The sequence below is a fragment of the Sphaerochaeta sp. PS genome (assembly GCF_032144095.1).
Classification (GTDB): Bacteria; Spirochaetota; Spirochaetia; order Sphaerochaetales; family Sphaerochaetaceae; genus Sphaerochaeta.
Genome location: NZ_JAVSNJ010000001.1, coordinates 246,820 through 271,080 on the forward strand (window position 1 = coordinate 246,820; position 24,261 = coordinate 271,080).

General features: G+C 44.6%; 20 protein-coding genes. 14 read left to right on the forward strand and 6 right to left on the reverse strand.

Going from position 1 to position 24,261, the window contains the following annotated elements:
* Nucleotides 1–520 precede the first annotated feature (520 nt).
* The 4 genes from ROJ03_RS01220 to ROJ03_RS01235 all read left to right on the forward strand — a co-directional run bounded on the left by ROJ03_RS01220 (nt 521) and on the right by ROJ03_RS01235 (nt 5,462).
* Nucleotides 521–2,344 carry a transposase gene (locus tag ROJ03_RS01220; RefSeq protein ID WP_313725161.1) on the forward strand — a complete coding sequence of 608 codons (1,824 nt, stop codon included), beginning with the start codon at nt 521–523 and terminating at the stop codon, nt 2,342–2,344.
* A gap of 116 nt (nt 2,345–2,460) precedes the next feature.
* Nucleotides 2,461–2,910, forward strand: coding sequence for a MarR family transcriptional regulator (locus ROJ03_RS01225; RefSeq protein WP_313725162.1), 450 nt, complete (start codon nt 2,461–2,463; stop codon nt 2,908–2,910).
* Nucleotides 2,897–4,243 carry an MATE family efflux transporter gene (locus tag ROJ03_RS01230; RefSeq protein WP_313725163.1) on the forward strand — a complete coding sequence of 449 codons (1,347 nt, stop codon included), beginning with the start codon at nt 2,897–2,899 and terminating at the stop codon, nt 4,241–4,243. Before ROJ03_RS01225 ends, ROJ03_RS01230 begins: the two co-directional genes overlap by 14 nt.
* A 430-nt stretch (nt 4,244–4,673) precedes the next feature.
* Nucleotides 4,674–5,462: a hypothetical protein gene (locus ROJ03_RS01235; protein WP_313725164.1), complete on the forward strand. Its 789-nt coding sequence runs from the start codon at nt 4,674–4,676 to the stop codon at nt 5,460–5,462.
* Between the two features lie 199 nt (nt 5,463–5,661).
* Here ROJ03_RS01235 and ROJ03_RS01240 read toward each other — a convergent pair whose 3' ends face one another.
* Nucleotides 5,662–6,723: a hypothetical protein gene (locus ROJ03_RS01240; protein ID WP_313725165.1), complete on the reverse strand. Its 1,062-nt coding sequence runs from the start codon at nt 6,721–6,723 to the stop codon at nt 5,662–5,664.
* A 408-nt stretch (nt 6,724–7,131) separates the two neighbouring features.
* On the opposite strand from ROJ03_RS01240, the gene ROJ03_RS01245 reads away from it, so the two are divergent.
* The 3 genes from ROJ03_RS01245 to ROJ03_RS01255 all read left to right on the forward strand — a co-directional run bounded on the left by ROJ03_RS01245 (nt 7,132) and on the right by ROJ03_RS01255 (nt 8,663).
* Nucleotides 7,132–7,353: a hypothetical protein gene (locus ROJ03_RS01245; RefSeq protein WP_313725166.1), complete on the forward strand. Its 222-nt coding sequence runs from the start codon at nt 7,132–7,134 to the stop codon at nt 7,351–7,353.
* 65 nt (nt 7,354–7,418) lie between these two features.
* Entirely contained in the window at nt 7,419–7,607 is a 189-nt protein-coding gene (locus ROJ03_RS01250) for a hypothetical protein (RefSeq protein WP_313725167.1), read from the forward strand.
* Nucleotides 7,608–7,865: 258 nt separating this feature from the next.
* A complete protein-coding gene (locus tag ROJ03_RS01255) occupies nt 7,866–8,663 on the forward strand; it encodes an NERD domain-containing protein (protein ID WP_313725168.1) in 798 nt (265 codons plus the stop codon).
* A gap of 303 nt (nt 8,664–8,966) precedes the next feature.
* Here the strand turns inward: ROJ03_RS01255 and ROJ03_RS01260 are convergent, their stop codons facing one another.
* Nucleotides 8,967–9,713 carry a hypothetical protein gene (locus tag ROJ03_RS01260; protein ID WP_313725169.1) on the reverse strand — a complete coding sequence of 249 codons (747 nt, stop codon included), beginning with the start codon at nt 9,711–9,713 and terminating at the stop codon, nt 8,967–8,969.
* Nucleotides 9,714–10,057: 344 nt separating this feature from the next.
* Between ROJ03_RS01260 and ROJ03_RS01265 the strand changes: the two genes are divergently transcribed.
* From ROJ03_RS01265 to ROJ03_RS01290, 6 genes are all read left to right on the forward strand, one after another.
* On the forward strand, nt 10,058–10,684 hold the full coding sequence (locus ROJ03_RS01265; protein ID WP_313725170.1) for a TetR/AcrR family transcriptional regulator: 627 nt from the start codon (nt 10,058–10,060) through the stop codon (nt 10,682–10,684).
* Between the two features lie 51 nt (nt 10,685–10,735).
* Nucleotides 10,736–12,019, forward strand: a complete 1,284-nt coding sequence (locus ROJ03_RS01270) for an MFS transporter (RefSeq protein ID WP_313725171.1) — start codon at nt 10,736–10,738, stop codon at nt 12,017–12,019.
* Between the two features lie 199 nt (nt 12,020–12,218).
* Complete coding sequence (locus ROJ03_RS01275) at nt 12,219–14,354, forward strand: ABC transporter permease (protein ID WP_313725172.1); 2,136 nt, start codon at nt 12,219–12,221, stop codon at nt 14,352–14,354.
* A gap of 18 nt (nt 14,355–14,372) precedes the next feature.
* A complete protein-coding gene (locus ROJ03_RS01280) occupies nt 14,373–15,125 on the forward strand; it encodes an ABC transporter ATP-binding protein (protein WP_313725173.1) in 753 nt (250 codons plus the stop codon).
* A 112-nt stretch (nt 15,126–15,237) separates the two neighbouring features.
* Entirely contained in the window at nt 15,238–16,542 is a 1,305-nt protein-coding gene (locus tag ROJ03_RS01285; protein ID WP_313725174.1) for a hypothetical protein, read from the forward strand.
* 673 nt (nt 16,543–17,215) lie between these two features.
* Nucleotides 17,216–17,626, forward strand: a complete 411-nt coding sequence (locus ROJ03_RS01290; protein WP_313725175.1) for a hypothetical protein — start codon at nt 17,216–17,218, stop codon at nt 17,624–17,626.
* Between the two features lie 281 nt (nt 17,627–17,907).
* On the opposite strand, the gene ROJ03_RS01295 is transcribed toward ROJ03_RS01290, so the two are convergent.
* The 4 genes from ROJ03_RS01295 to ROJ03_RS01310 form a co-directional block, all read right to left on the reverse strand.
* Nucleotides 17,908–19,842, reverse strand: coding sequence for a glycoside hydrolase family 127 protein (locus tag ROJ03_RS01295; protein ID WP_313725176.1), 1,935 nt, complete (start codon nt 19,840–19,842; stop codon nt 17,908–17,910).
* 6 nt (nt 19,843–19,848) lie between these two features.
* Entirely contained in the window at nt 19,849–20,679 is an 831-nt protein-coding gene (locus ROJ03_RS01300; RefSeq protein ID WP_313725177.1) for a carbohydrate ABC transporter permease, read from the reverse strand.
* On the reverse strand, nt 20,676–21,581 hold the full coding sequence (locus tag ROJ03_RS01305) for a sugar ABC transporter permease (protein WP_313725178.1): 906 nt from the start codon (nt 21,579–21,581) through the stop codon (nt 20,676–20,678). The genes ROJ03_RS01300 and ROJ03_RS01305 overlap by 4 nt, the downstream gene beginning before the upstream one ends.
* Nucleotides 21,582–21,645: 64 nt before the next feature.
* Complete coding sequence (locus tag ROJ03_RS01310; RefSeq protein WP_313725179.1) at nt 21,646–22,995, reverse strand: sugar ABC transporter substrate-binding protein; 1,350 nt, start codon at nt 22,993–22,995, stop codon at nt 21,646–21,648.
* A 108-nt stretch (nt 22,996–23,103) separates the two neighbouring features.
* Here ROJ03_RS01310 and ROJ03_RS01315 point away from each other — a divergent pair, with 108 nt between their 5' ends.
* Complete coding sequence (locus ROJ03_RS01315) at nt 23,104–23,994, forward strand: helix-turn-helix transcriptional regulator (protein ID WP_313725180.1); 891 nt, start codon at nt 23,104–23,106, stop codon at nt 23,992–23,994.
* Nucleotides 23,995–24,261 lie beyond the last annotated feature (267 nt).

A 24,261-nucleotide genomic window follows, 5' to 3' on the forward strand; every position in this document is an offset into this window, starting at 1 on the left:
AGGTTTAACTCATATATTTTCTTGCTAATTAATAGTATAATCTATTAAGAACTAGAGGGGAGACTTTATTAATTTATTTTTCTGTTTGCATGGTATACTTTAGGCCGGAGGAATAATTTATGAGAGTTATTTTTTATTTTGATTGGAATCTTTGCTATTTTGGTTTCAATGTTCTTTTTTTATCAAGCTTTTATCTCGTCCACGATGAGTAATTATTTTACAGAGTCCTCTTTGCTTTGTATAGGAAGCTTGTTACTTGGAATACTTTGTATTGGCATTGCATATATCAGCAGCTTAATAGATGAGAATATAATTGAACTCCAAGAAATCTCAAGAAAGATGAGTGAAACAAAGAATGATTTGATAAAAAAGCTTCAAGATCTTTCCTCGTGAATTTCTATCAAAACTTACTAATAATGTCTTAAGTTTCTCATATTTCCAGTGTAAATAAGGGGTTGGCTCATATACTTCCTTGCTAATTTATAGTATAATCTACTAAGAACTAGAGAGGGAGAACCACATGGCCAGACCAGCAAGAACAGACGGGAAAACCAGCGTAACGCTACACGTGGACAAGGCTCACAGGTATGCCTGTTCCCAGCCCTTTACCATAGATCCGGATACCGGCCGCAAGAAGTACAGCAAGGTCCTTTGGGGTCATGTCACAGAGGAACTCAGGTTCCTTCCCAACTTCAGGTTCATCAATTCACCCAAGGTATGGGACACCCTCGACTTTCCTGCTGAGTGGGACATCTCCGCTGTGGACAGGCTCAGGGAAATGCATAAGGAAGGCCAGCCAAAGGCAGGGAGGCCCGCCTATGACGGGAAGGACCTCAACCGCCAGTATGGTGATATCTGGTTCCTGCAGCAGGTCGCTGAGAAAGTCGGCCTGTATAAGGACCTCATGTCAGTCTTTGATGGGGACAAGGGGATGGTCGACGATGTCCTCACCCTTGCCATCTTTCCCTACATCACCGAATTCAACTTCAACCGGGTGGAGCGTTGGCAGCGCATAGCCAAGTCTCCCTCTGACAGGGTCCTTTCCCCTACTGCTATCACAGTGTTCACCCAGAGCCTCACCGAGCAGAACAGGATGGACCTGTTCCGCAGAAGGATAGCCAGACTCAAGGACGATGACATTGTAGCAATCGATTCTACCAGCAAGAGCTCCTACGGGGACTCCCTTGCCTACATCAGGTGGGGCAAGAACAAGGAGGGGGTGAAGCTTGCTCAGACCAACGAGGTCGTCGTCTACAGCCTCAGGACCCATATGCCTGTCTACTACAGGTCCTTCCCCGGCAACATGACCGATGCACGCACCCTTGCCATGATATACAAGGACCTTGAGGATGCAGGATTTAGAGACATCCCTGTGATAACGGACAGGGGGTATGAGACGATAGAGACGCTGGAGACATATATCCTCAAGGGCAGGCCCCTGGTGATGTGCACCAAGACATCACAGAAGGTCGTCTCTTCGGTGATCGACTCCCTCGGGGTGATGGAGGCGGGCATCAGGGCCGACTGCATGGAGCTCGACCTTGAGGCGGAAGTCTACCATTACCAGTGTGATGTGCAATACGACATGGTCTCCATACATGGCACCGTCAAGCCTACCAGGGGCCTGAAGCTGAACCTGTACCTGGACACAGTGAGAAGAAGCCGCGAATGCATGCAGGTCGAGTCTGATGTTGTGCTGCAACGTCTGGACCTGGCACAAGCCCTTGAGGATTCTCTCATTGCCAGGGACGAGGATGCCTTCCGCAAAGAGTTCCCCTACTATGATGTGACCCTTGATAAGGATACCAAAAGGCTGACCGGATATGCGCTGAACAGTGCCAAGGTGAGCAAGGCGATGCGCCTTTCAGGCTACATCGCCATCATCTCCTTCAAGGTAGGAGGTGATGCCAAGGCCATATGGCGACTCTACAAGCTGCGTGATGAGCAGGAGAAGTACTTCACACAGATGAAGACCCAGATGGTGAGCGACAGGAACCGTACCTGGTCGGAGGAAGGCTATGAAGGCAGGCAGCTCATTGCCTTTGTCGGTCTTATCCTGAGCTCATACACAAAGCACATCTGGAAGAGCACAGGCTTGTGCGAAAAGGTCTCTACAACCCTGGAGATACTGGATGAGATGCGCTCGATACGCTGCATCGAGCACAACCACAAGGCGAAGTTCATCACCCCCTTTGTGGGGAACCAGCTTGTCATCTGTGAGGCGTTCGGCTTCGAGGTCCCTCAGGGCTGCAACACTGGTTACAAGTCTAAGAAACATGTCGAAAAGAAGAAGAGGGGCAGACCTCGCAAGGCTCAAAATGAGAAGCCAAAGAGTTCTTGGTAGAAATAATTAAAAATTCACGTTGGAACTGCTTGACTCTTTTGTGCGCACTATATATTGTGCTCTCCATAGTTGCAATAACAACTGTTGCCATTGCAACTATGTAAAGAGGTGCGTCTATGTTTATGAAAGATATTTCGGCAATTTCGCGATACTGGTACGGCTATACCCATCGGAATCTCAGGACAATTGATATTGCTGGATCGGAGCATTCCATCGTCATGGTATTGGCAAGGAACGAATGCATGAACCAGGATGGTCTTTCAGCGTTTCTGTCTTTGGACAAGGGCACCATCGCCAAGGCGTTGACCAAGCTTGAAAGAAAAAACTTGGTGATGAGGGTGGTCAATGAAGAGAACCGAAGGGAGAAGATTGTATCCTTGACTGAAAATGGAAAAGAAGAGGTTGGAAGGATATTCGAGGTCTCTGAAACGTGGAAACAAGAGGTGTTGGAAGGTGTTTCCGAGGAAGACCAGGAGGTCTTTTTCAGAACATTGGTGCGAGTAGCTCAGAAGGCAAAATTGCTGAGCCATAGTGATATGGAAAAGGATGTACATGAAAACCGATAGAATTGAACTGCTTGCAAACGCACCGGTGACCAAGGCGATCATGGTGATGTCGTTGCCTGTTGTGCTTGGGATGATGGTGCAGGTTTTGTATAACCTTGTGGATACCTTCTTCATTGGAAAATTGGGGGACCCCAATCAGCTGGCTGCGGCGAACCTCGCGATGCCTGTATTCATTCTCATGATGGCTCTTGGCGGTATGATCGGTACAGGAGCCTCTTCCTATATCTCCCGGAGCCTAGGGGAGAAAAAACAGGAGCAGGCAGACAAGACTCTGACCATAGGGTTTTTCCTCTGTGTTGTGTTGGGGGTGATGGTTACCATTGTAGGCTTACTCTTTCTCAAGTCGCTTGTCTCTGTATTGGGAGCAAGTTCCGAGACCTCCGGTTTTGCCGTTGAGTACGTTCTGGTATTGTTTCTTGGTGGCATACCCATCATTACCAACTATGCTATGGGGCAGTTGCTCCGCGCCGAAGGTGATGCGATGGGTGCCATGTTCGGCATGTTCCTGGGGACAGTGACAAACATCGTCCTCGACCCCATTTTTATCTTTGTCTTTGGTATGGGTGTACGGGGTGCGGCGATTGCCACCGTCCTAGGGAACTCGATCTCCCTCATCTACTACCTGATGCACTATGCCCAGCATAAAACCTTGTTGCGCATCGACCCAACATTGTTCTCCTTCGACAAGACGGTGTTTCGGGAGATCTTTTCCATTGGAGTGCCTTCATCGCTCAGTCAATTGCTGATGGGAATTGCCCTGATCGTACTCAACAATATTGCCTCAGGGTACAGTGACATTGTCGTTGCCGGTTTGGGGGTCTCTACCCGCATCATCAGTATAGGAACATTCATTTTCATGGGCTTTGCTGCAGGATGCCAGCCGCTTGCAGGATATAACTATGGGGCCAGGAATTTTGCAAGGGTACGGGCGGTAATTGTGCAAGGAGTCATCATCACCTCCACAATCGGGGTAGTGCTAAGCATCATTCTAGGGATATTTGCCAAGGGGATTACCGGTATATTCACTACCAATCCTGAGGTGGCAGATACCGCCGCCATCATCCTAAGGGCCTTGATCGTGTCGCTTCCTTTTGTCGGGGGACAGATGCTCAGTACTGTAACAGTCCAGGCGTTTGGGAAGGCTCTCCCTGCGTTGTTTCTCTCCATTTCCAGGCAGGGGCTGTTCTTCCTCCCATTGCTTCTGCTTTTGAATGCATTGTTTGGCTTCAAAGGTTTCATCTACGCCCAGCCTGCTACCGATGTGCTGATGTTTCTCGTTTCTTCCTTCACCCTGTGGCACATCCTTCGCAAGGAAGCTCGGAAAACTCTGTAAGTTCCACAAGAAGCGGCAAGGGCTTTGATGACAACTGGAAGGATGCAATAGAGAAGGATTTTGCTAGGAGGAAGGGCAGTAGGAAATGAGCAAGAGGGACCCCACATCTATTGCATGAACGAATAGGTGTGGGCCTCCCGTACTGAAGGTATTCAGCAATCCTGGTTATGGAGAATCCACCCAATTCATATTGGATAAAAGAGTAACGATATATTGTATAGTGATTGAACCAAGATAGTATCAATCTTGTTCGAATACGTTGGGACTTGTGATAGGCATAGGGCAGGGTAAAGTTACCAAGTTAGGCCTGAAGAAAAATAATATAAGTATTTGATAAATTCATATCAAATATGTTTGCTTTAATCTTGATTCAGTCGATAAATTCATATATTTTAGCTTTTGTGTCTAAACAATACACTTAGGAGTTTATATGAAGAAAAGAATCAACGTTGTCCTTCTGGCCTCGATCGTACTCGCTCTCTCCCTTTCAGTCATGGGTTGTGCAAAACAAGCCCCTGCCGCCCCTGCCGCTGCAGTAAAGGCCCCAGTTTCTGACGGTTCCGCAGACCTCAAGATTGCTTACCAGGTTAACCTTGCACAAGCAGATGCGGAGAACTATTTCTCTTTCGCTGGCAACATCAGTTACCTGGCAGTAGAGAAAGACCACGCCGATGCAGTAACCGGAGCTTCCGTCCTTGGGTCAACAGACCTGTTCCAGGCATACCTGTATGATGTGGAAGGCAAGTACACCATGTCCAGTGGCCTTCGTGGCTTGTTCCTTTTCGGAGTAAACCCCTTTACCCAGCTTACTGGTGACAACCTCAATGCCTCCAAGGCTGCTGATGGCACCATCACCATCCAGTTTGCACACCGTGGAACCGCTTACCGCATTGTCACAGACAAGAGTGGCAAGCTCAGCTTCCCCAACGGGACCTTCGAGTCGAGAGCTATTGGTTACATCGTTGGAAGCGACCCACAGGTCATCAGCAAGGATTTTTCAGCTGACGGTACCGCCGCAACCATCGACTGGGCAAAAGCATGGGACAGCAAGGTTGCAAGTGGCAAGTTGGTTGACGACAAGTCCACCAAAAAGACCGGTGCAATCGTCAGAAATGCCGATGATCCTGCCTCAATGTACTACTTCGATGGTTCCCTTATGGTGACCCTCGAGAACAACATCCTTGGGGTCAACGGGACCCTGACTGCTGTTCGTCGCTAGTTTTTCTTCTGAACAACTATCATGGAGGTCTTCCCGGAAGGGGGGACCTCTTCTCATATCCCTGCACTTCCTTGCTTTTGTGCCTGGCCTATAGCAGATTGCAATCCAGGGCCCCAAACAAACAGGGAGCTGCCTTTAGGCAGGCCATCGTGTAGCGAGGGGCTACCCCGCTTTGCACTCTGCATAGTGGTTCTGCTGCCTAAGCCTGCTCTTTAGCCCAGGTCTGCTTCTCTGTCTTGACAAGTACGCTCTCTTTGCAACTTCTATGGATGCACTGGGCAAGATAGGAGTCCTGCAAGGCAGAGGCAAAGGAGTATCCTTGGCCCTGGCCTGCAGCCTCCATACAGAGGGCTACAGCTATTTCATCATCATTGAAGGGTAGTGGCCAATAGGGGTTACGAAAGCGATAGCTGCTTCCAAAGGATAGGGCCTGAAGGGAGAGGGCTTTGTTGCTCCCGGCCCCATCCTCAAGCCTCTCCAGCCTCTGCATGATCGCCTCGTTTTTCTCGTTGAGGAATCGGACTGTCTCATCGACGATCTCCCCCCGTTCCCCATAGAGGCTGAAGTGGCTGCTCCTGATGGAAGAGTGGTATTGGATGGTGTCAAAGTCAAAGTATCCAACTTTCCCGTCTTCAAACTCCAGGCTTGCGGTTATCCGTTTTGTCTCGACACGGACTCCGTTGGTATCGATGCTATCCCGCCTGCCGGTCCTGGTGATCCAACTGGTATGGCTTGCAGCCTGGATGGTGCAATCGGAAAACCCCTCATCGAGGAAATGGCGGATGATGCTGGTACCATGATGGTCATGTAGGCTTGCTGTACGTACCCCTGTAATGGGCCCCAGAAGGCTTTTCAGCGCCTGGCAGGCCTGATAGTAGGGCCAGCGATAATACTGCTCGGCTATGAAGAGCCTGCTGTGTGAGGCCTTGTACCGTTCGTAGAGAGAGGCCAGGGTTTCCAAGGGGAGGGCTGTGAAGCTGGTTTCACAGAGGATCGTCTCATTGTATCCCATAAGGGTTCCAAGCATCGCTTCCACGCTTGAGGAAGGAACGCTGAGGATGGCAAGGTCATGGGGGAGGGAAAGGGCCAGAGAGATATCACAGGTAGCTTTTACCTGATAGAGAAGCTCTACTTCCCTTGCCCTTTCCTCGGTCCTGAGGACCCAGGCAACCAGGGTGAAACGCTCGGGCAGTGCCTTTGCAATCCTGTAGTAGAAAAGGGAGCGCCACCCATAGCCGATGAGGATTATGCGCGTGGACATATGGCCTCTCCTTCCATCCGCCTGCCACGGGTTGCAGGAAGCCCCATGAACTGGTGGTAGCTTTGTTTTCTTACCATAGTGAGACTATAGCACGACCCAGTTGGAGGGGATAGGGGAAATACCTTTCAGGTTGGGGCGTTTTTCCAATATGACCCCCTGTGGGTAAACTCGCTGAAAAGAGCTTGGGAAGCTTGTTCGCACTATACAAAGAGCCTGAAATGTATGTTGAATCTGAAAAATACCCGACGTATAGTACTACGTAATAATTTCTAAGTACCCGTAGCACATGTGTGGATAAGGAGAGATTACAAGGTGAAACCAAAGAGTGTTGAGAAAAAACCAAAGAGAGTTGTCAAGAAAGTACAGCTTTCCGCTTCGTGGGGGTATGATTGCAATTCCGATATATGTATGCCCCTCTCGAAATGGAAGAAGATTCTTGAGGGAATGGAATTTGTGAAAGGTGGGTGGTCTTGGTATGATGGCGAGCGATATCATGTTTCCTGGTCGTTCAACAAGAGCAATTCACCAAAGGGCAAGGGCACTTTCACCATTAGTTCCAACGATGGAAGCGGAAGGGAGTGCATAAGGGATGCACCCCTTTCGGAGATACGGGTGTTCCACTATGAATAAAGGAGAACAGGTCAAATAAGCTGATTCCACCCGGAAGAAGGCCCTTCTTTGCATAGGGCAACGGGGTGGCTCTAATTGTATGCACCAATGGGCAAACAGGGTCAGACGAAAGCCATACCTATGCAGGCAGAGGGGCAAGGAAGACCATCCTTGCAACCTGTTCCTTCTTGAGATTTCCTCTACTGGAAAGCAACGGCCATACCCAATTGGCAATATCCTTTGGTGTGCTGATGATGTTGCCAGGCCCTGTCTGAGATTCCCATGGTATGGAAGGCCGGAAACCCTCTCTATGATGGATGCCAGGAGCATATATCCTGTATCGGAATAGCGGTAGAGGACTGTCGGCGGAGCATAGGAAAGCTGGTCTTTTGCCACTACCGCGATCAATTCCTACAAGTTGTATTGGTGGGGCGACCCATGTGAGTTCAGCCAGTACCATGCTATGATTGGCAAGATATTTCTCTATTCCCAAGGTTTTATCCTAGCCCGATGAAACAAGAGAGGCTTCTTGCATGGAGTTTTTTGTAACTGCCGTTGTAGCAGTAATCCTGATAGGAGCAATAGTAAAGGCACTTGCCGTATCGTCTCATGCTTTTCCAATTTTTGGATCTAAAGGTGAGCGGGGTGAGGCAAGTGTTGCAAGAAGACTTGAGGAAATGCAGAACCAAGGCTTCAGGGTTTTCAATGATGTTCTGCTAAGGACGGAAAGAGGGACCCGCCAGATCGACCACGTTGTTGTCTCCACACATGGTATATTTGTAATCGAAACCAAGGACTACAGTGGTTGGATCTTTGGAAGCGAGAATTCCGAATACTGGATGCAAACCTTCTATAAAAGGAAGAACCAGTTCAGGAACCCGATTAAGCAGAATTGGGCTCATGTATATGCTTTGAAAGAGATACTTTCCGATTATAAGCAAATAGCATACTTCCCCATTGTTGTTTTTACGGGTAGTGCGGTTTTGCAAAATATTCAGTCCACTGTCCCCGTCATCTATAGTCGTCACCTTATGGATACGATTCAGGTTGAAGAAAGGCCCAACCTATCCCTCGAACAGGTTGGGCATATTTCAGCCAGATTGGAAGAGGCTGCTATCCAGGGAAGGGGCGAAAAGATTGCCCACGTAGATATGCTCAGAACTCAAATCCATGAAAGGAAACTAAAGGAACAATCTTTGATCTGTCCCCGATGCAATGGCGACCTCATAGTTAGGCATGGACGATATGGTGAGTTTTATGGCTGTTCCAACTACCCAAAGTGTAGATACACTCTTTCCTTCCGACGAAGAAGAATTTTGTCACTTATGTAGATGTAAAGTGGATTCAAGTAGGAACTGGCCACTGTGCAAAAGCTGGTATATGGATTCTAGGCTGGTATTCTAGCCTGAATCTGCGATATGAATTTTCTAAATATCCGTCACATCCCAATATGTTGATAGTGCTATGCCACTACCCACAAGGGTAAAGGAACCTGCTAATCTGATTCGGGGTAGTCCAGAATAACTTGATACAATAATCAGGATTGAGGGAAGTGAAGATCTTTCCTTGAGCACTGAAGGTGAAGAAAGTTATCCCATTTTCCCAAGACCAAAAAATACTTTGCTGAAAAGATTCTACAGGTTTTTTTTGCATTCTGAACTTAGTGGGCATTCAGAACAATGAGGATTGGTTGGTTTGCAGTAGGTGCGGCCAATTTCCCAGCAGGAAAAATCAATGATGCCAGGGAATTCTGGGTTAATCTCCCTTGCTTTGTAGATAATGGCTTCTCTAGAGGAGTCTGGATGGACCAACCCAGTTCTTTTTAGGACACGATTCACATGCACATCAGGAGAGATATCGATCGAATAGTAATCGGAAAGGGGGATTTTGAAACTTCTGGCAAGTATGTTGGTAGTCATAGTGGCTATCTTGATTCCGCATCCCTTGAATTGAAGGAAGCGATAGACCACTGTAGCACTGCTGGGATTTCCTGCCCAGATTCCTGATGCATCTCCACAATAATTTTCTTGGATGGTATGAATCGCTGAATAGAAGACCTCACCCATGTCCTTATTAAATCGATGAAATGATTTGGTAACAAATAGGTTCTGATAGAATTCAAGGGGCAGGGTCCCCAAAACACTGATCTCAAACGATTTCAATTCATTCTTGACTTTGTAGGGAATTGACCATGCCTTCTCAGCTGAAATTTGGCGGTCCATTAAACAGGCAAGTACATAGGCATGAGGGTATTGTTCAATGTCATTAAGTAAGGCGTTTATAAGAGGGTTATGTTGGACGAAATCTATGTTTTCTCGTTCGGAATTGCTGAATCGGTCTTTCCCGATAATCACGAGAATGTGCTCTAAAATGGTTTTCATAGAAAAATCCTCACGGTAATCTCTCAACCTTATTTCCAATCATTGTGTTGTCTCAAGCTCCGAATAGATATGGTTCATGCATATTTGCTTCTTAACAATTGCAATGGTGTGGAGCTCTTCTGTGCATTAGTATACCACTAAGAGCAATTATTCGTACTTGTAATACTAGAAGGTTTCAATTTTTTGTGGAAATGGTCACAAGGCGTAAGGGAAGCTGATTGTATATGCAGTTGGCACCTATTTCAAAGCCTTATTGTATTTTTTGAAGAAGGGTATTGACACGAGACATCTTAAAACTGTATATATAGACCGACCGTCGGTCTAATACGAAATGGAGCCAGATTATGAGAATTGTCAAAGAACATGATGATAGGAGAAACGAGATTCTAGATACTGCTGAAAAGCTGTTTTATGTAAAGGGATATGGCAGATGCACTGTCAATGACATCCTTACAGCGATTGGTATAGCTAAGGGTACTTTTTATCATTACTTCACATCAAAAGAAGAAGTCCTTGATTCTATCGTAGCTCGATATACAGAGATGATAATCAATAGAGTCAATGGGATACTTGCCGCTAGTGATATCAGCCTGGAAGAGAAACTGATGGGTATGTTTATGGCGATGAAGATTACAAATCCCATTGACAGTGAAATGCTTGATGACATGCATAAAGTTGAAAATGTCTTGCTGCATCAGAAAATGTTGAACCAGATAGTCATGGCCATGGCTCCTCTTCTGGCAATGGTAGTTGATGAAGGAGTCGGAAAAGGTGTTTGGAACTGCAGATATCCTTTGCAATACATGCAGATCTTTTTGGCATCATCCTTAAGTCTGACTGATGAAGGGATCTTTGCATTGGATGGTGAATCACAAATGAAAATTATGGCGGCATTGATTTCCCTGCTTGAGAAAATGTTGCAAGCTCCTGAAGATTCATTTATGCAGATGTTAATGCAGGCTCAGGAATAAAGAAAAATTCTTACACATTGAAGAGTTGAAAATGAGAAAGGGGCGGGTTTCGTGAAGAAATTTATGACCATTTGGGTCGGAGAGTTCATTTCAAGTATTGGTAGTGGTATGACAGCCTTTGCAGTTGCCATTTATGTGTATCAGATGACGGCAAGTGTCACAATGGTTTCTATCATAGCGTTGCTGGCCTTTCTCCCTATGATCCTATTGAGTCCTGTTGGAGGGATCCTAGCTGACCGGTACGACAGGCGCCTGATGATGATACTGGGGGATTCTCTCTCGGTGATAGGACTTCTTGTCATATTTTTCAGCATACAGACAGGTACTGGGAAAGTCCTGCCAATATGTATTGGCGTGGCCATAAGCTCTGTTTTTGTATCCTTGCTTGAACCGGCCTACAGGGCTACTGTTACAGATCTCCTTTCAGAGGATGAGTACGCAAGGGCAAGCGGTCTGGTGCAGATTGCAGCGAATTCCAAGTATCTGATTTCGCCATTTCTTGCTGGCCTTATCCTTTCTGTCACCGATATAAGAACAATCCTGATCCTCGATATGGCTACCGTCTTTGTGACTGTCTTTACCATATCATTAGTAAGGAAGAACATTCACATTTCAAAACCCCGTACTGATAGCCCTAACTTCTTCAGGGAATTCAAGGAAGGCCTTAGGGGCATAACTTCCGATAAAGGGGTAAGAAGCCTGGTAGTGCTTATGGCCTTCATGTGCTTCTTCATCGGTTTCATCCAGACACTCATGACGCCAATGATCCTTTCCTTTGCCGATGAGAAGACACTTGGGATCATGGAATCCCTCAGTGCTGTAGGCATGTTGATCGGCAGTGTCGTCATTGGGGTCCTAAACATCAAGAAAGGCTACTCCAAAATCCTAACCATCTCATTGATAGTCGCCGGTGTCTTTATGGCATTGACGGGAACGACTACTACCATATGGCTGATCGTAGCGTTCTGCATGATGTTTTTTACCGCTTTACCCTTTGTCAACACCTGTGCCGATGTATTGGTCCGTACCAGGATCCCAAATGCTATGCAGGGCAGGGCATGGGGCCTGATAAGCTTGCTGACCCAGATAGGCTTTGTCGCAGCGTACGCCTTGTGTGGAGTACTGGCCGATTATGTGTTTGAACCCATGCTCATCGAGGGTGGAATTCTTACTGAGAGCGTTGGGAAAGTAATTGGTATCGGAGAAGGGCGTGGGATTGGCTTGATGCTTATCGTTGCAGGGATAGTGATGGTCGCATTCGCTTTTATCTTTGGTTTTAGAAAGGACAGTAGGGAAATGGATAGGAGAGGTGTACATGAAATGGTCAATAATTAAGAATGATTTCATAAGGAACAAGACCATACACTTGGCACTGTTTTTATTCATGATGTTTTCGACATGCCTTGCAGTGTTATCTGTAATAACGGCAGTACAAACCTTTACCTCCATTTCTACATTGTATGAGATAGCACAGCCTCCTCACTTCCTTCAGATGCACAAAGGGGAGATCGATCAGGAAGAGATACGCTCTTTCATGAAAAAAAATCCCCTGGTGACCTATAGCCAAATTGCCACGATGATTGACATCTACGGTGAAAACCTTACTGTCATCGGTCCCAATGCTCACTATGACCTCTCTGATTGCCGTCTTGATATTGGCTTGGTGAAACAGAATGCGACCAAAGACCTGCTTTTGGATTCCAGTCACCAAAAAGTGACTCTCGGGCAAGGGGAAATTGGCATCCCTGTGCTTTTGAAGGAGATGTATGGCATTGCAATCGGGGAACATATCATTTTGACAGACAATTCTGTAAGGAAGGAGTTTGTCGTCAAGGAAATCATTCTGGACTCTATGATGAATTCCCCAATGGTTTCTTCAACAAGGATACTTCTTAGCGATAAGGATTTTGATGAGCTTGTCGGGATTGTGGGGGAGATTGAGTATCTGGTCGAAGCATATTTCTCCAACACAAAACAAGCCAATGATTTCAAGACCGCCTACGAGGATGCCTCTCTTGCCCAGAATGGACAGGCGATAACCTATGCAATGATTTTCACCCTGAGCGCTTTGACAGATATAGTCATGGTCTTAGTCTTGCTTCTGGTCAGCATCCTTTTGATCATTGTTTCCTTTATCTGTGTGAAATTTTCCATTATGGCGGCCTTGGAAGAAGAAGTGCGGGAGATCGGTACCATGAAGGCCATCGGACTGAGTTTTACCGACATTAGGGCTCTCTATCTTACGAAGTACAGGGTATTGGCTTTGGTGGGTGTAGGAGTGGGATATGTAGTTGCATTGCTGTGCAGCAATGTGATTACAAAGCATATCAGCTCAACGTTTGGATACATACAGACCTCTGCTTTGACAGGGGTGTTGTCCCTTGCAGTCAGTGTCCTGGTCTTCCTTCTCATAACCTATTATTGCAAGAAGATATTGAAGAAAATCAGAAAACTCACAGTGGTTGATGCTTTGGTGAGTGGAAAGGGCTTTGATAAGGATACGAAGTCAATCAAGGACGGACTTCATACAGCAAAGAAACTTTCCGTTAACTCTCTTATGGCGACACGTGAGGTGCTGCATGCATATAAAAACTGGATAGTAGTGTTTTCCGTTGTGCTCATAGCTGTAATGATGATTATGGTCCCGGTCAACCTGCTTTATACCTTTGAGGCCCCTGAGTTTATCACCTATATGGGCAGTTCGTTGGAGGATATCCTGATCGAAGTTGAAAATGGGGAACAACTTGAACCCAACTACACTAAGGTAAAACAGATTTTGGAAAATGACAGTTCCATCAAAAACTATTATGAATACCGCACAACACGGGTGAAGACCACCAATTCCAAGCATGTACCCATGAACCTGGACATAGACAGTGGGGACATGGCAGGGAATGGATTGCAGTACCTCAGTGGTAAGGCTCCTGAAGGGCAACATGAGCTTGCCCTATCGTTCCTTAATGCCGATGAGCTTGAGAAAGGGGTAGGTGACACGGTAGAGCTCATGTTCCATGCTACCAAGCAGGAGTTTGTTATCTCTGGAATCTACCAAGATGTAACCAGTGGTGGGCTCACAGCAAAGTCTAAACGCCAGTTTCCTTTTCTTGCTGCAAAAAAATATTCCTTTTCAGTCAATCTCAAGGACAGTGCAGTGATAGTGGGAAAAGCTGTTGAATGGGCAGCCATCTTTGGAGCAGGAGTGACGGTAGACCCCATGGAAGCATTCATCAACCAGACCCTGGGCGGGGTTACAAAACAGCTAAGGACAATGGTTTTTGCAATTGCACTACTTGGGGCATCGTTGGCAATGCTTATCACGGTCTTGTTTATGAAGTTGCGACTTGCAAAAGATTTGTCTGAAATAACGATTTTAAAAGCCATAGGCTTTTCCAAGCGGGATATCCATATGCAGTACATGATAAAAATAGGGTTGGTTTCCCTAAGTGGTATCCTAGCTGGCGTTGTCCTAACGAATTTCTTGGGTGAGAAGATTGTCAACGCAGCTTTGGGCATTGCCGGCCTTGGCATTAAACAAGTCCATCTTATCACAAATCTTGCAATGGAATATCTCATATGTCCAATAGTGCTTATGGCTCTTGTCTTATTGGTAACGGCTCTGGTTGTAAGAACAATCGAGAATTATACTATCGTTTCTATCATCAAAGAATAGAAAGTCAGGAAGTGTATTATGAACACAGTGTTAGAAGTGAAGAATTTACGTAAAAGTTTTGAAGATGAACAAGTGCTGCACGATATAACCTTCAAGGTCGATGAAGGCGAATTCATTGCCATAATGGGACAGTCAGGATCTGGTAAATCGACTTTGTTGTATAGCATAAGTGGAATGGATAGCCCCACCTCAGGCAACGTTCTACTCTGTGGCAAGGATATCTCACGCCTTGATGATAAGGACATGAGTGAGATACGACTAAAGCAGATGGGTTTTGTATTTCAGCACTCATATCTTCTGAAGAATCTGTCCATTCGGGACAATATTGTCCTTCCTGGATTTAAGGCCGGCACCCTGTCTAGGGAAGAGATTAACCAAAATGCGGATGAACTCATGAAAAAGACAGGAATCTACGCTGTGGGTTCCCATGATATTAAACAGGTTTCCGGTGGGGAGTTGCAACGGACGGCGATCTGCAGAGCCCTTATCAATCATCCGGATATCTTATTTGGGGACGAACCTACGGGTTCCCTTAACAGCAGCACAACTAAAGAGGTGATGGATATCATCAATTCTGTTAACCGGGAAGGCACAACTGTCATCATTGTTACCCATGATGCGAAGGTGGCAACCAGGGCAAGCAGGGTGATTTACCTTATGGATGGTAATATCCATGCCGAACTGGCACTGGGGTCCTATGAGGATGATGAACAGTCAAAAGCATGGCGTGAGAAAATTGTGTCCGAATGGTTACAAAAGCAGGGGTTCTGAAGGATCGTGCACCATAACAATCCGTACATATTCGCCGTAGGTTTCGAATATTTTTACTGTCATTATGCTCGAGTATGAGCAAATAGCATAAACAAAAAAGAAGGTTTTTTTCATGGGGATTTTCATTATTATCATTGCGGTACTGTTTGAAATTACATTCATGGTTTACTGCATAAGAACAAAAGAGAACCATACCAAAACGAGAAGCTGGGTTATGATAGCCGCTTTTGTCGCTTTTGTATCAGGCACTCTAACATCCGTGCTCGATTGGGGCTTCCGTTGGTATTTCCTCGGGGGAGTGCTCGCAATATTTGCTCTGATCGGTGCTTATAAACTTCTTACAAGGAAATTTGGAAAAAAACCTTACAGAACTTGGCGTATTGTCTGTAAAATGATACGTATGGTGTTGCTTATCACCCTTGCAACCATGCCTGCAATTGCCTTCCCTCAGTATGAGAATCCCCGGACAACTGGAAGATTTGCTGTAGATACTTCAACCTATACGTTCACCGACGAAAGCCGTATTGAGACGTTTGTCAACACAGGCGAACAGCGAAAAGTGACTGTTGAGTTCTGGTATCCTAGGCAAGCAGAAGGGATATATCCTCTTATTGTCTTTTCCCATGGTGCATTCGGAGTCAGGATGAGCAATGCATCTACTTTTATGGACCTTGCCAGCAACGGCTATGTGGTCTGTTCCATAGACCATCCGTATCATGCTGCCGGAACCATTGATGCCGATAAGAATCTTACATTAGGCAGCAAGGCTTTCATGCAAGAGGTCATAGATGCCAACGGTAATATCTTTAGCGAAAGGGAGCAGTTTGAACTGTACACCAAGTGGATGGACCTGAGGACAGGGGACATTGCTTTCGTTTTGGACACCATCCAAAATACCAATGAAGGGTTCTACTCCCTTATCGACAGAAAAAAGACAGGGCTCATCGGACACTCCCTTGGAGGCTCTGCAGCAGCACAGCTTGGGCGTGTTAGGGATGATATCGGTGCTGTCATCAATCTGGATGGCTCGATGCTTGGCGAATATAGACTCAATAAGGCTAATGAGATTGGTATCAATGAAGAGCCTTATCCTCTCCCTTTGCTGAATTTCTATTCAGAGTATGTCATCAATGAACTACAAGCAGACCCAGCGTATGTATACCCCAACAAATATGTATCATCGATTTCAGCAAAGGCATTTGAGGTCTGCATCAAGGGCACAAACCATATGAGCTATACCGATCTCCCCTTGTTTTCCCCATTCCTGGCAAAACAGCTGTCAGGGGTGTCCGGGGGGGCGACAAAGGCCACTGTTGACAAGTACTATTGTATAGAGACAATGAATACTCTGGTGTTAGAGTTTTTCAACTGTTATCTCAAGGGGGAGGGCTCTTTTACTGCGAAAGAATACTATTGATAGTACAGGAACAACAGAAACTTAGTCCTTAGGAAAGGTCTAAATCTTTCATATAGGGACAAGGTAATTGAGAGGTTGGAATGATAATTACAGTACGTGACTCCGTGTATTGTCCGTTTTGTGGCTCTTTGATTGATGTAGAAACAACGTTTTGTGAGCATGTGAGCTATGTCTATCTTTGGAGCAGTGTCGATCTTGATGGATATGTATATATCAATCCAAACTTCTTTCAGCATCTTCTCCCAAATAAAATGAGCACAGCAGCGTATAGGAGATTGTTTTCAAAACTATCCCCTCAGGAAATGCATTCATTTTTAGATAACGCATTTGAACCTCTCTCAGAGATCGCAACCATGGTTACGTATTGTGGGAATAAAGCAGATATTACTTTTTCTGTCAGCTCTTATTGCAGTGGATACTATGTTGGCGTGTCTGCTAATACCAAATAAATCCAAAAAATGGCACCTCAAAATATTTTCAATTCACCATCAACTATAAGGAATCCCTCTTTCCTGTCATGAATGAATGTTTCTCTTCCTGCATGGAGGAACCTTATGTTTCAAAATATATATTCAGGTTCTTTTCCTTCGAATAGATGAAAGGAATCCAACGTTAATTGTTGGAAACCCGTATATTTGGCAACACCAATATAGATGCCATGGTATAATTAGGTATGAGTGATTTTGAGTTTATTGTAGATATGGAGACTGTGAATGATCCCCCCATTCACAGTTTTTTGGTGCAACGGTACGGTGATGATCTTCCAAGAATTCTACATGGGCTAGAAAACGGGGAAAAAGATATCCTTGCCAAAGTGCATGATTTTCTCAGCGATACCATCATGAACGAAAGTAGCGTTGTCGATTCTATAGAAGCGGCAACCTTCGATGATGATACATTTACGATTCAGATCATGAATCTAGGGTTACTGTATTGGGTTCAAGATTATGATTTTGGGCCATTTGGGGTTTTTAGAACCTTAAGTGAAGCCCGTAATTTCGCAAGAAAAGAGTTTCTCATCTATATTGAATTATTGGCGGATCGTGAAAAAGAAGATTCCGAAAATCATTCATTTGAAATGTGAGAAGTATTGCTATGAAGAAAGGGCCAAGGATGAAAATCCTTACCTTTCATCTAGTACTTCACTATATGTGCTGGATGCATAGATGCCTCGTAATCCTACTGGTAGGATTACAAGCGAACGTTTGGTCAAAGTACTAAAACTTGGCCCTAAGAACTGGATTTCCCATGGTATCAAGGAAGGGGCCAGGGCAACTTCGCTGATGTACAGCCTCCTCCCCTTTTGCTCTTGCACTCCTCTTGCAAGCTTGGTGAGTGCAAAGCAACAAATATTACAGGTAAACCCTATATGAACCTGTTCCAAACACGCATTTCCTGATCTTTTGCCCTGTTCCCCCATTGGTAATAGGGGATTGCCTTAAGCCGTACCTTGATCCTTTCATTTTTCTTCATATGTTCATACAGGCTATCTGTCCTGACCGTCTCCCTATATCCATCAAGAAGGATATGTATGGACGGTATCGATTGCAATATTTCTTCTTCCAGTTCGAAATTGCTTTCTGAATTGATGATCAATTCTTGTAATTGCGGACCATTATCAAATTCTTCCAAACAATATACGAGGGGTCCTCTCATCAAGGCAACCTTTCCGCAATAATCTTGTGCACGACTATCCGCTTGGATAAGCTTTACTGTCATTTCTAACTTTAGTTGGACAGTATCACCGTCATTCCACATCCTATCTATATGGATATACCCTTTTTCCAGGCAATAGGAGGTACAGGGCATTCCATTAATTTCCAAGGTCCAGGCATCACACCAACGGGGTTTCCGCAGCATAAGCCCAAAGTGTTTCTGGTGTTCCATTGTACATGAAATTAGGATTTCCTCATGCCAAGGGTACTTGGTTTCCTGTCTGAGAGAAACGAGTTCATCTCCTAGTACAATTTCTGTCTCAGAAGAAATGAATTGGTGGATGTATATACTCGTATCAGTACTACTATAGATGTATTTCCCTATGGACCCAAACAGGCGAGCAATATTTGTAGGGCAGCATGCGCAATCAAACCAACCGGCTCGGTGAGTTAATACATGTTCCATATCCTGTCTGAAGGCTGCGACCTTTGGCTTGATCTCCAGAGGATTAACATAAAAATATGCTTTTCCATCCAAAGAAATACCACTCAGGGCTCCGTTATACATCTGTTTCTCAATCATGTCCGCATACCGATTATCTGGATCAATGAGGGACATTCTCCAAGCCCAAAAAATTAGCCCTATCGAAGCACAGGTTTCGGTGTATCCTCGGTCTGGAGGAAGGTCATAATCGATGGTAAACCGTTCACCATGGCTTTGGGAACCGATACCCCCTGTTATGTATACACTCCTCTGCTCAAGACTATCCCAAAGGGAGAGGAGGGTATCCCAAAGGGTTTGGTCACCGGTCCGCCGGTATTGGTCCGCAACACCTGCATAGAGATACATTGCGCGAACAGAATGTCCAGTTACTTCAGTCATCTCCCGAATTGGTTTCTGTTCCAGAAAGTAATCAGGCGTCAACCATCTAGACCTTGGCTTTCTTTCTTCTTTGTCTGAGGCTCCTGTTGCATCCCTTTTGATAGAACCTCTGATATTCATGAAGTAATCAGCGAGGTCCATATATCTGCTATCCTCAGTAGCCTCTGCCAAGCGATACAGAGCCAATTCAATTTCAGGATGACCATCATAAGAATGAAGCTTTCCCTCTTCCGGGCCAAATTCTTCAGCAATCAGATTCGCATACAGCACCATGATGTCCATCAGCTTCCGTTTTCCGGTGGCTTGATAATATGCAACAGATGCTTCAATCAGATGTCCAGCACAGTACAACTCGTGGCCCATTTCAAGATCAGTCCATCGTTGTTCAATCCCTTTGGCAGTATAAAAGGTATTCACATATCCATTCGAGTGCTGGCTTTCCCCAATCAATCTCACCAACTCATCGATGCTGCTTTCCAATTCGCTGTTGGGATGATGCATTAGGGAATATGCTGCAGCTTCAATCCACTTGGCAACATCACTGTCTTGAAAAATTGTGCCGCCAGGGGTTCCATCCATTTCCTTTGCGGCTATCCGGAAATTATCGACAGCATGGCTTAGGGGAACACCTTCGGTACGATTATTCAACGTATCCCATTGATAAGGAATTATTACCTCTGATAAAAGCTGATTCCTATTACACCAAAAGCCGTCACGTAATGTTATTTTTTGAGGATTCATTTCCTCCATATATACATTCATTATCATTTATCCTTTAATTCCGCCGACAGTCAAACCAGAAATGAAATACCTTTGAGCAATGAAAAACAATATAATCAAAGGTAAGATTGTAAGTGTTGCAGCCGCCATAAGCACGCCCCAGGGGGTATAGAATGTTGAGATGAATGCCCTGAGACCTACTGCGAGGGTATACCTATTCACGGAATTCAAAAACAATAGGGGGCTCATGAAATCATTCCAGGTGAACATGAATTGAAATATGGCTACAACTACCATCGCTGATTTCATCAATGGGAAAATAATCTTTGCTATGATGACTGGATAACTAGCACCGTCAATAAAGGCGGCTTCATCAAAATCCCTTGGTATGGTTCTGAGAAACTGGTACAGCATAAATATAAAGAAAGCATTCCCGAAAAAAGCTGGTACTATCAGAGGAAGGAACGTATCGATTTGGCCGAACCAATTCCATTCAAGAAATAAAGGTATCAGCTGAACATTGGCGGGAAGCATAAGGGTACCGATGCTCAGACAGAACATAAGACCTCTGCCCTTGAATTCTATTCTGGCAAGCCCGTATGCGATCATGAGGTTTGAAATCATTGCTCCAATAATATTGAACACCACCACAAATATTGTATTTGCATAGAACCTGGCAAAAGGAACCATGGTAAATACATCCACATAATTCATTAGCCTGAGTTTTCTGGGAAAGAGGATCAATGGTAATTTAAACATATCTTCGGTTGACATGAAGGAGCTGCGGATAAGCCAAAGCAAAGGAATGAGGGAGATGCATGCTCCCACAACCAAAAATAGGTATATGCAAATAGTTACACCTGTTCTTCTTGTTCTCATTGTTTGTCTCCCTCACAAAAAATCCATTGCTTGGATGTCTTGAAAATAATGAGGGAAATACACATGGTCAGGATAAACAAGACCCATGACATGGCATTTGCAGTTCCCATTTTTCCATACTTAAACGCATTATTATAAATGTGTAAGACGAAACTCAACGAGGAATTGACAGGGCCTCCATTGGTCATGATATATGGCTCTACAAATAGTTGTAGGCACTTTATGCTGTTGATAATCATGTTGTACAGAATTATCGGACTGAGGAGCGGTAGGATCACAAAGCGAAATTTATGCCAATATCGTCCTCCATCTATGTCCACGGCTTCCATCAGGTCATTGGGGATCCCCTGCAATCCTGCAAGGAAAATGATAATCACATTTCCAATGTTCCATATATTCATGATGGTAAGACTCGGAATTACCATTTGTGTGCTGTCAATCCATTTGACCCGGCCCCCGCCAAGGAAATGCAAAAAATAATTAATCAATCCATATTGGTAGTTGAACAACCAAAGCCACATTATGGATGACACCACAATGGGAATAAGTGATGGTAAATAAAATATAGTGCGGAAAACTCCTTTTCCTTTCACCTGGGAATTCAATAAGAGAGCCCCCATTAGGGCAATAATCATTTGAAGCGGAACACTGAGAACAGTAAAATACAAGGTATTCCGAATAGATTTTAAAAATAATTCATCTTCCGTGAAAATCTTAATGTAATTTTGGAACCCCACGAACTGAGCTTTGCTCAACATATCCCATTTTGTCAGACTTGTATAAAAACTTAACCCCATGGGAAATGCTACCCAAAGAGTCAGCCCTAGACATAGAGGGGATATGAGTATCCAACCCCAAAGGGTTTGTCTTTTTGCATTGAGTCCTTTCTTGGGAAGTGACATCAGAAGCCTCCATCTGAAGAAATATGCCGCCCCTGGAAAGGGGCAGCATCACAATACCTACTATCTAGTAGCTACCTTGAAGCAAACCAGAGTTTCTGATTTTTCCAGCAGCTTCTTTCAATGCCTGACTAGCAGTCTTGTCGCCTATCCAAATACTTTCAATCGCTGGGTTCAGGTAATCTCCCCAGATCTGGTTGATGTTTTTGATTTTAATAGGTTCATTAATCGAAATCGCCATAGAGTCAACAACCGCTTCCTTGAAACCCTCGGGATGGACATCATTCTCCAACCATTTGGCTATATCGCTTGGGTCTGTGTAATAGGATTTCTTTGTTGGCATCCAAAGGCCAGAGGTATACAAATCAAGGGTCTTGGCAGGATCCATCATCCACTTCTGCAAAGCCCAGGCTTCTTCAGGATGTTTTGTTGAGTTAAATACAACATTAACACCACTGACATAGAGCTGAGCAGGTTTTTTCATTATTGGAAGGGCTGCAACGCCAAAATCCAAATCCTTCATGGCACCTAATTCCAGCAAGGTCCATTGACCGGTGACATAAAAACCCAATTGCCCATTGGCAAGCATCGTTGTCGGGGAAATGTTGGTTCCTCCTGTTACATGGGGCATAACCTGGTGCACGTTCATCAAGTCCGCCAGATTCTGGAAGGCTTCAATAGTTTCCGGCTTGTCGACTAATACGGTCTTGCCATCAAGGCCAATTATATCTCCTCCATTGCTCCACACACTTGGATAGTACATTGCTGACCACAAGTCATAGGAAACCCCATATCGTGCGATATCCTTTCCATTGAATCCTGAATCACCAGGATGTTTTCCTTTGGTATCAATGGTGATCATTTTCAGATATGATACAAATTGGTCCCAGTTCCAAGCATTCTTGTAATCAGTTGGAGGGGTAGGGACACCTGCATCTCGCAAGACCTTCTTATTGTACCACATGACCTGACATTCAGCTGCAGAATAGGCCCCATATGTATCGCCCTTGATTTTTAACCAAGTCTGGGGTAAGTATGCGTCTCCCATTCCGTCACGAGCTATCAAATCGTCCAGCTTGAGGAAATACCCATTTTCAGCATAATTCCCAAATTCCTCTGGTCGGAAATACCCAACATCCGGAAGGGTGTTTGAAACTGCCAATGCTTTCATTTTTGCATTGTAGGTTGATCCATCCAAATCACCGGGTAGATACATTGGTTCTACCTTAATGGTTGGATTAGCTGCCTCAAAGCCGGCCAACGCTTGCTTGACAGCAGCATCTTCTGCCGGGCTGCCCCAATAAATGTACGTCAACTTTACTTGGTCAGAAGAAGCTGCCTTCTGTCCGTTTGCAAAGCATAATCCAGCTCCTATGAGAATAAGGATACTGATAAAAAGAACCACTCTATTTTTCATACGATCCTCCTTTTGGATACTCTCTAATTTAAGCATTACAAATAAGAAACCGAAAGAGAGGAAATTGTGTTATTATATGCAATAATCCTACCTTTCTTGGAGTTCGAGATGGAATTTGTTTTTTTGCCAAATTTATCAAAACTTCGGGCGGCGAATTGTGGTATAGCCATCCTTAGCCCAGGATGGATCCACAGTAGACGCAACATCAATACCTCCGTATTCATTCTTGGGCATCAGGGAACTGTTGAGATTCAAGAGGAATCGGAAGTCTTTACCATCAAGCCATCATCTTTTTGCCTGCTCACAGAAGGGCAAAACCATTGGGGTACAGAACAGATTCATGAAAAGGCCCGCTATTATTGGATACATTTCAAAACAAAGGGAAAACCTCAGTTCCTATCAGAAAAAGAAGCGTTGATTATCATTAGTAATAAGGAAATAGCAAAGTCCCGATTGAATGATGCACTATTGTTGCCAAGATACATGGATAGGATAAATACGAATATAATTCGAGAGGCATTCCACGAACTTTTCTATGAACAGGAAAACAGATCCTTTACTGAAGAAAAATACCAAGCAACAGTGAAGCTCATGCTCATTTCACTTAATGAGATGGTAATTGATATACTCAATAATTCAAAACAGAATGGGGTCAACAAGAGCTTATTGAATAAAATCATTCAATTGGTATATGAGAATCGTACGGATTCAGAATTCTCGGTAAAAAGTTTGGCTGATACTTTATGCTATAATCCGGATTATTTGAATAGATATTTCAAGTCCCTGATGAAACGATCCCTTGTTGAATATATCATTGATAAAAGAATCGAACATTCCCTTGTTAGATTGATTGATAGCGATGAAACAATTTCCAACATTGCTGAAGGTTCCGGATTCTCCTCATACAGAAATTTCATTCATCAGTTCAAACTCAGGAAAGATATCACTCCCTCTGAATACCGTAACTGTCATAGAACGGTTCATATCACAAGTAATTGATACTCCATGGAAACGGTTGAAAACAGACTGCAAAAATAGTAAGGACAGGTACCTATACAAATTTCCCACCAAAATGATTCCTGAGTTCATGACCACTTTACGCAAATGAGCCAAAGAAACTGCAAATGGGAATACCAGATATTCTGAGGAAAGATAACAGAGAACCTCAAAACTTGTTGTCTTAACGAGATTTAGATGCTTATTATCATCGGATTGAATCTCTGTGGGCGGGAGAGGAGGTTGTCTTATTTTATATTGCATGCATAC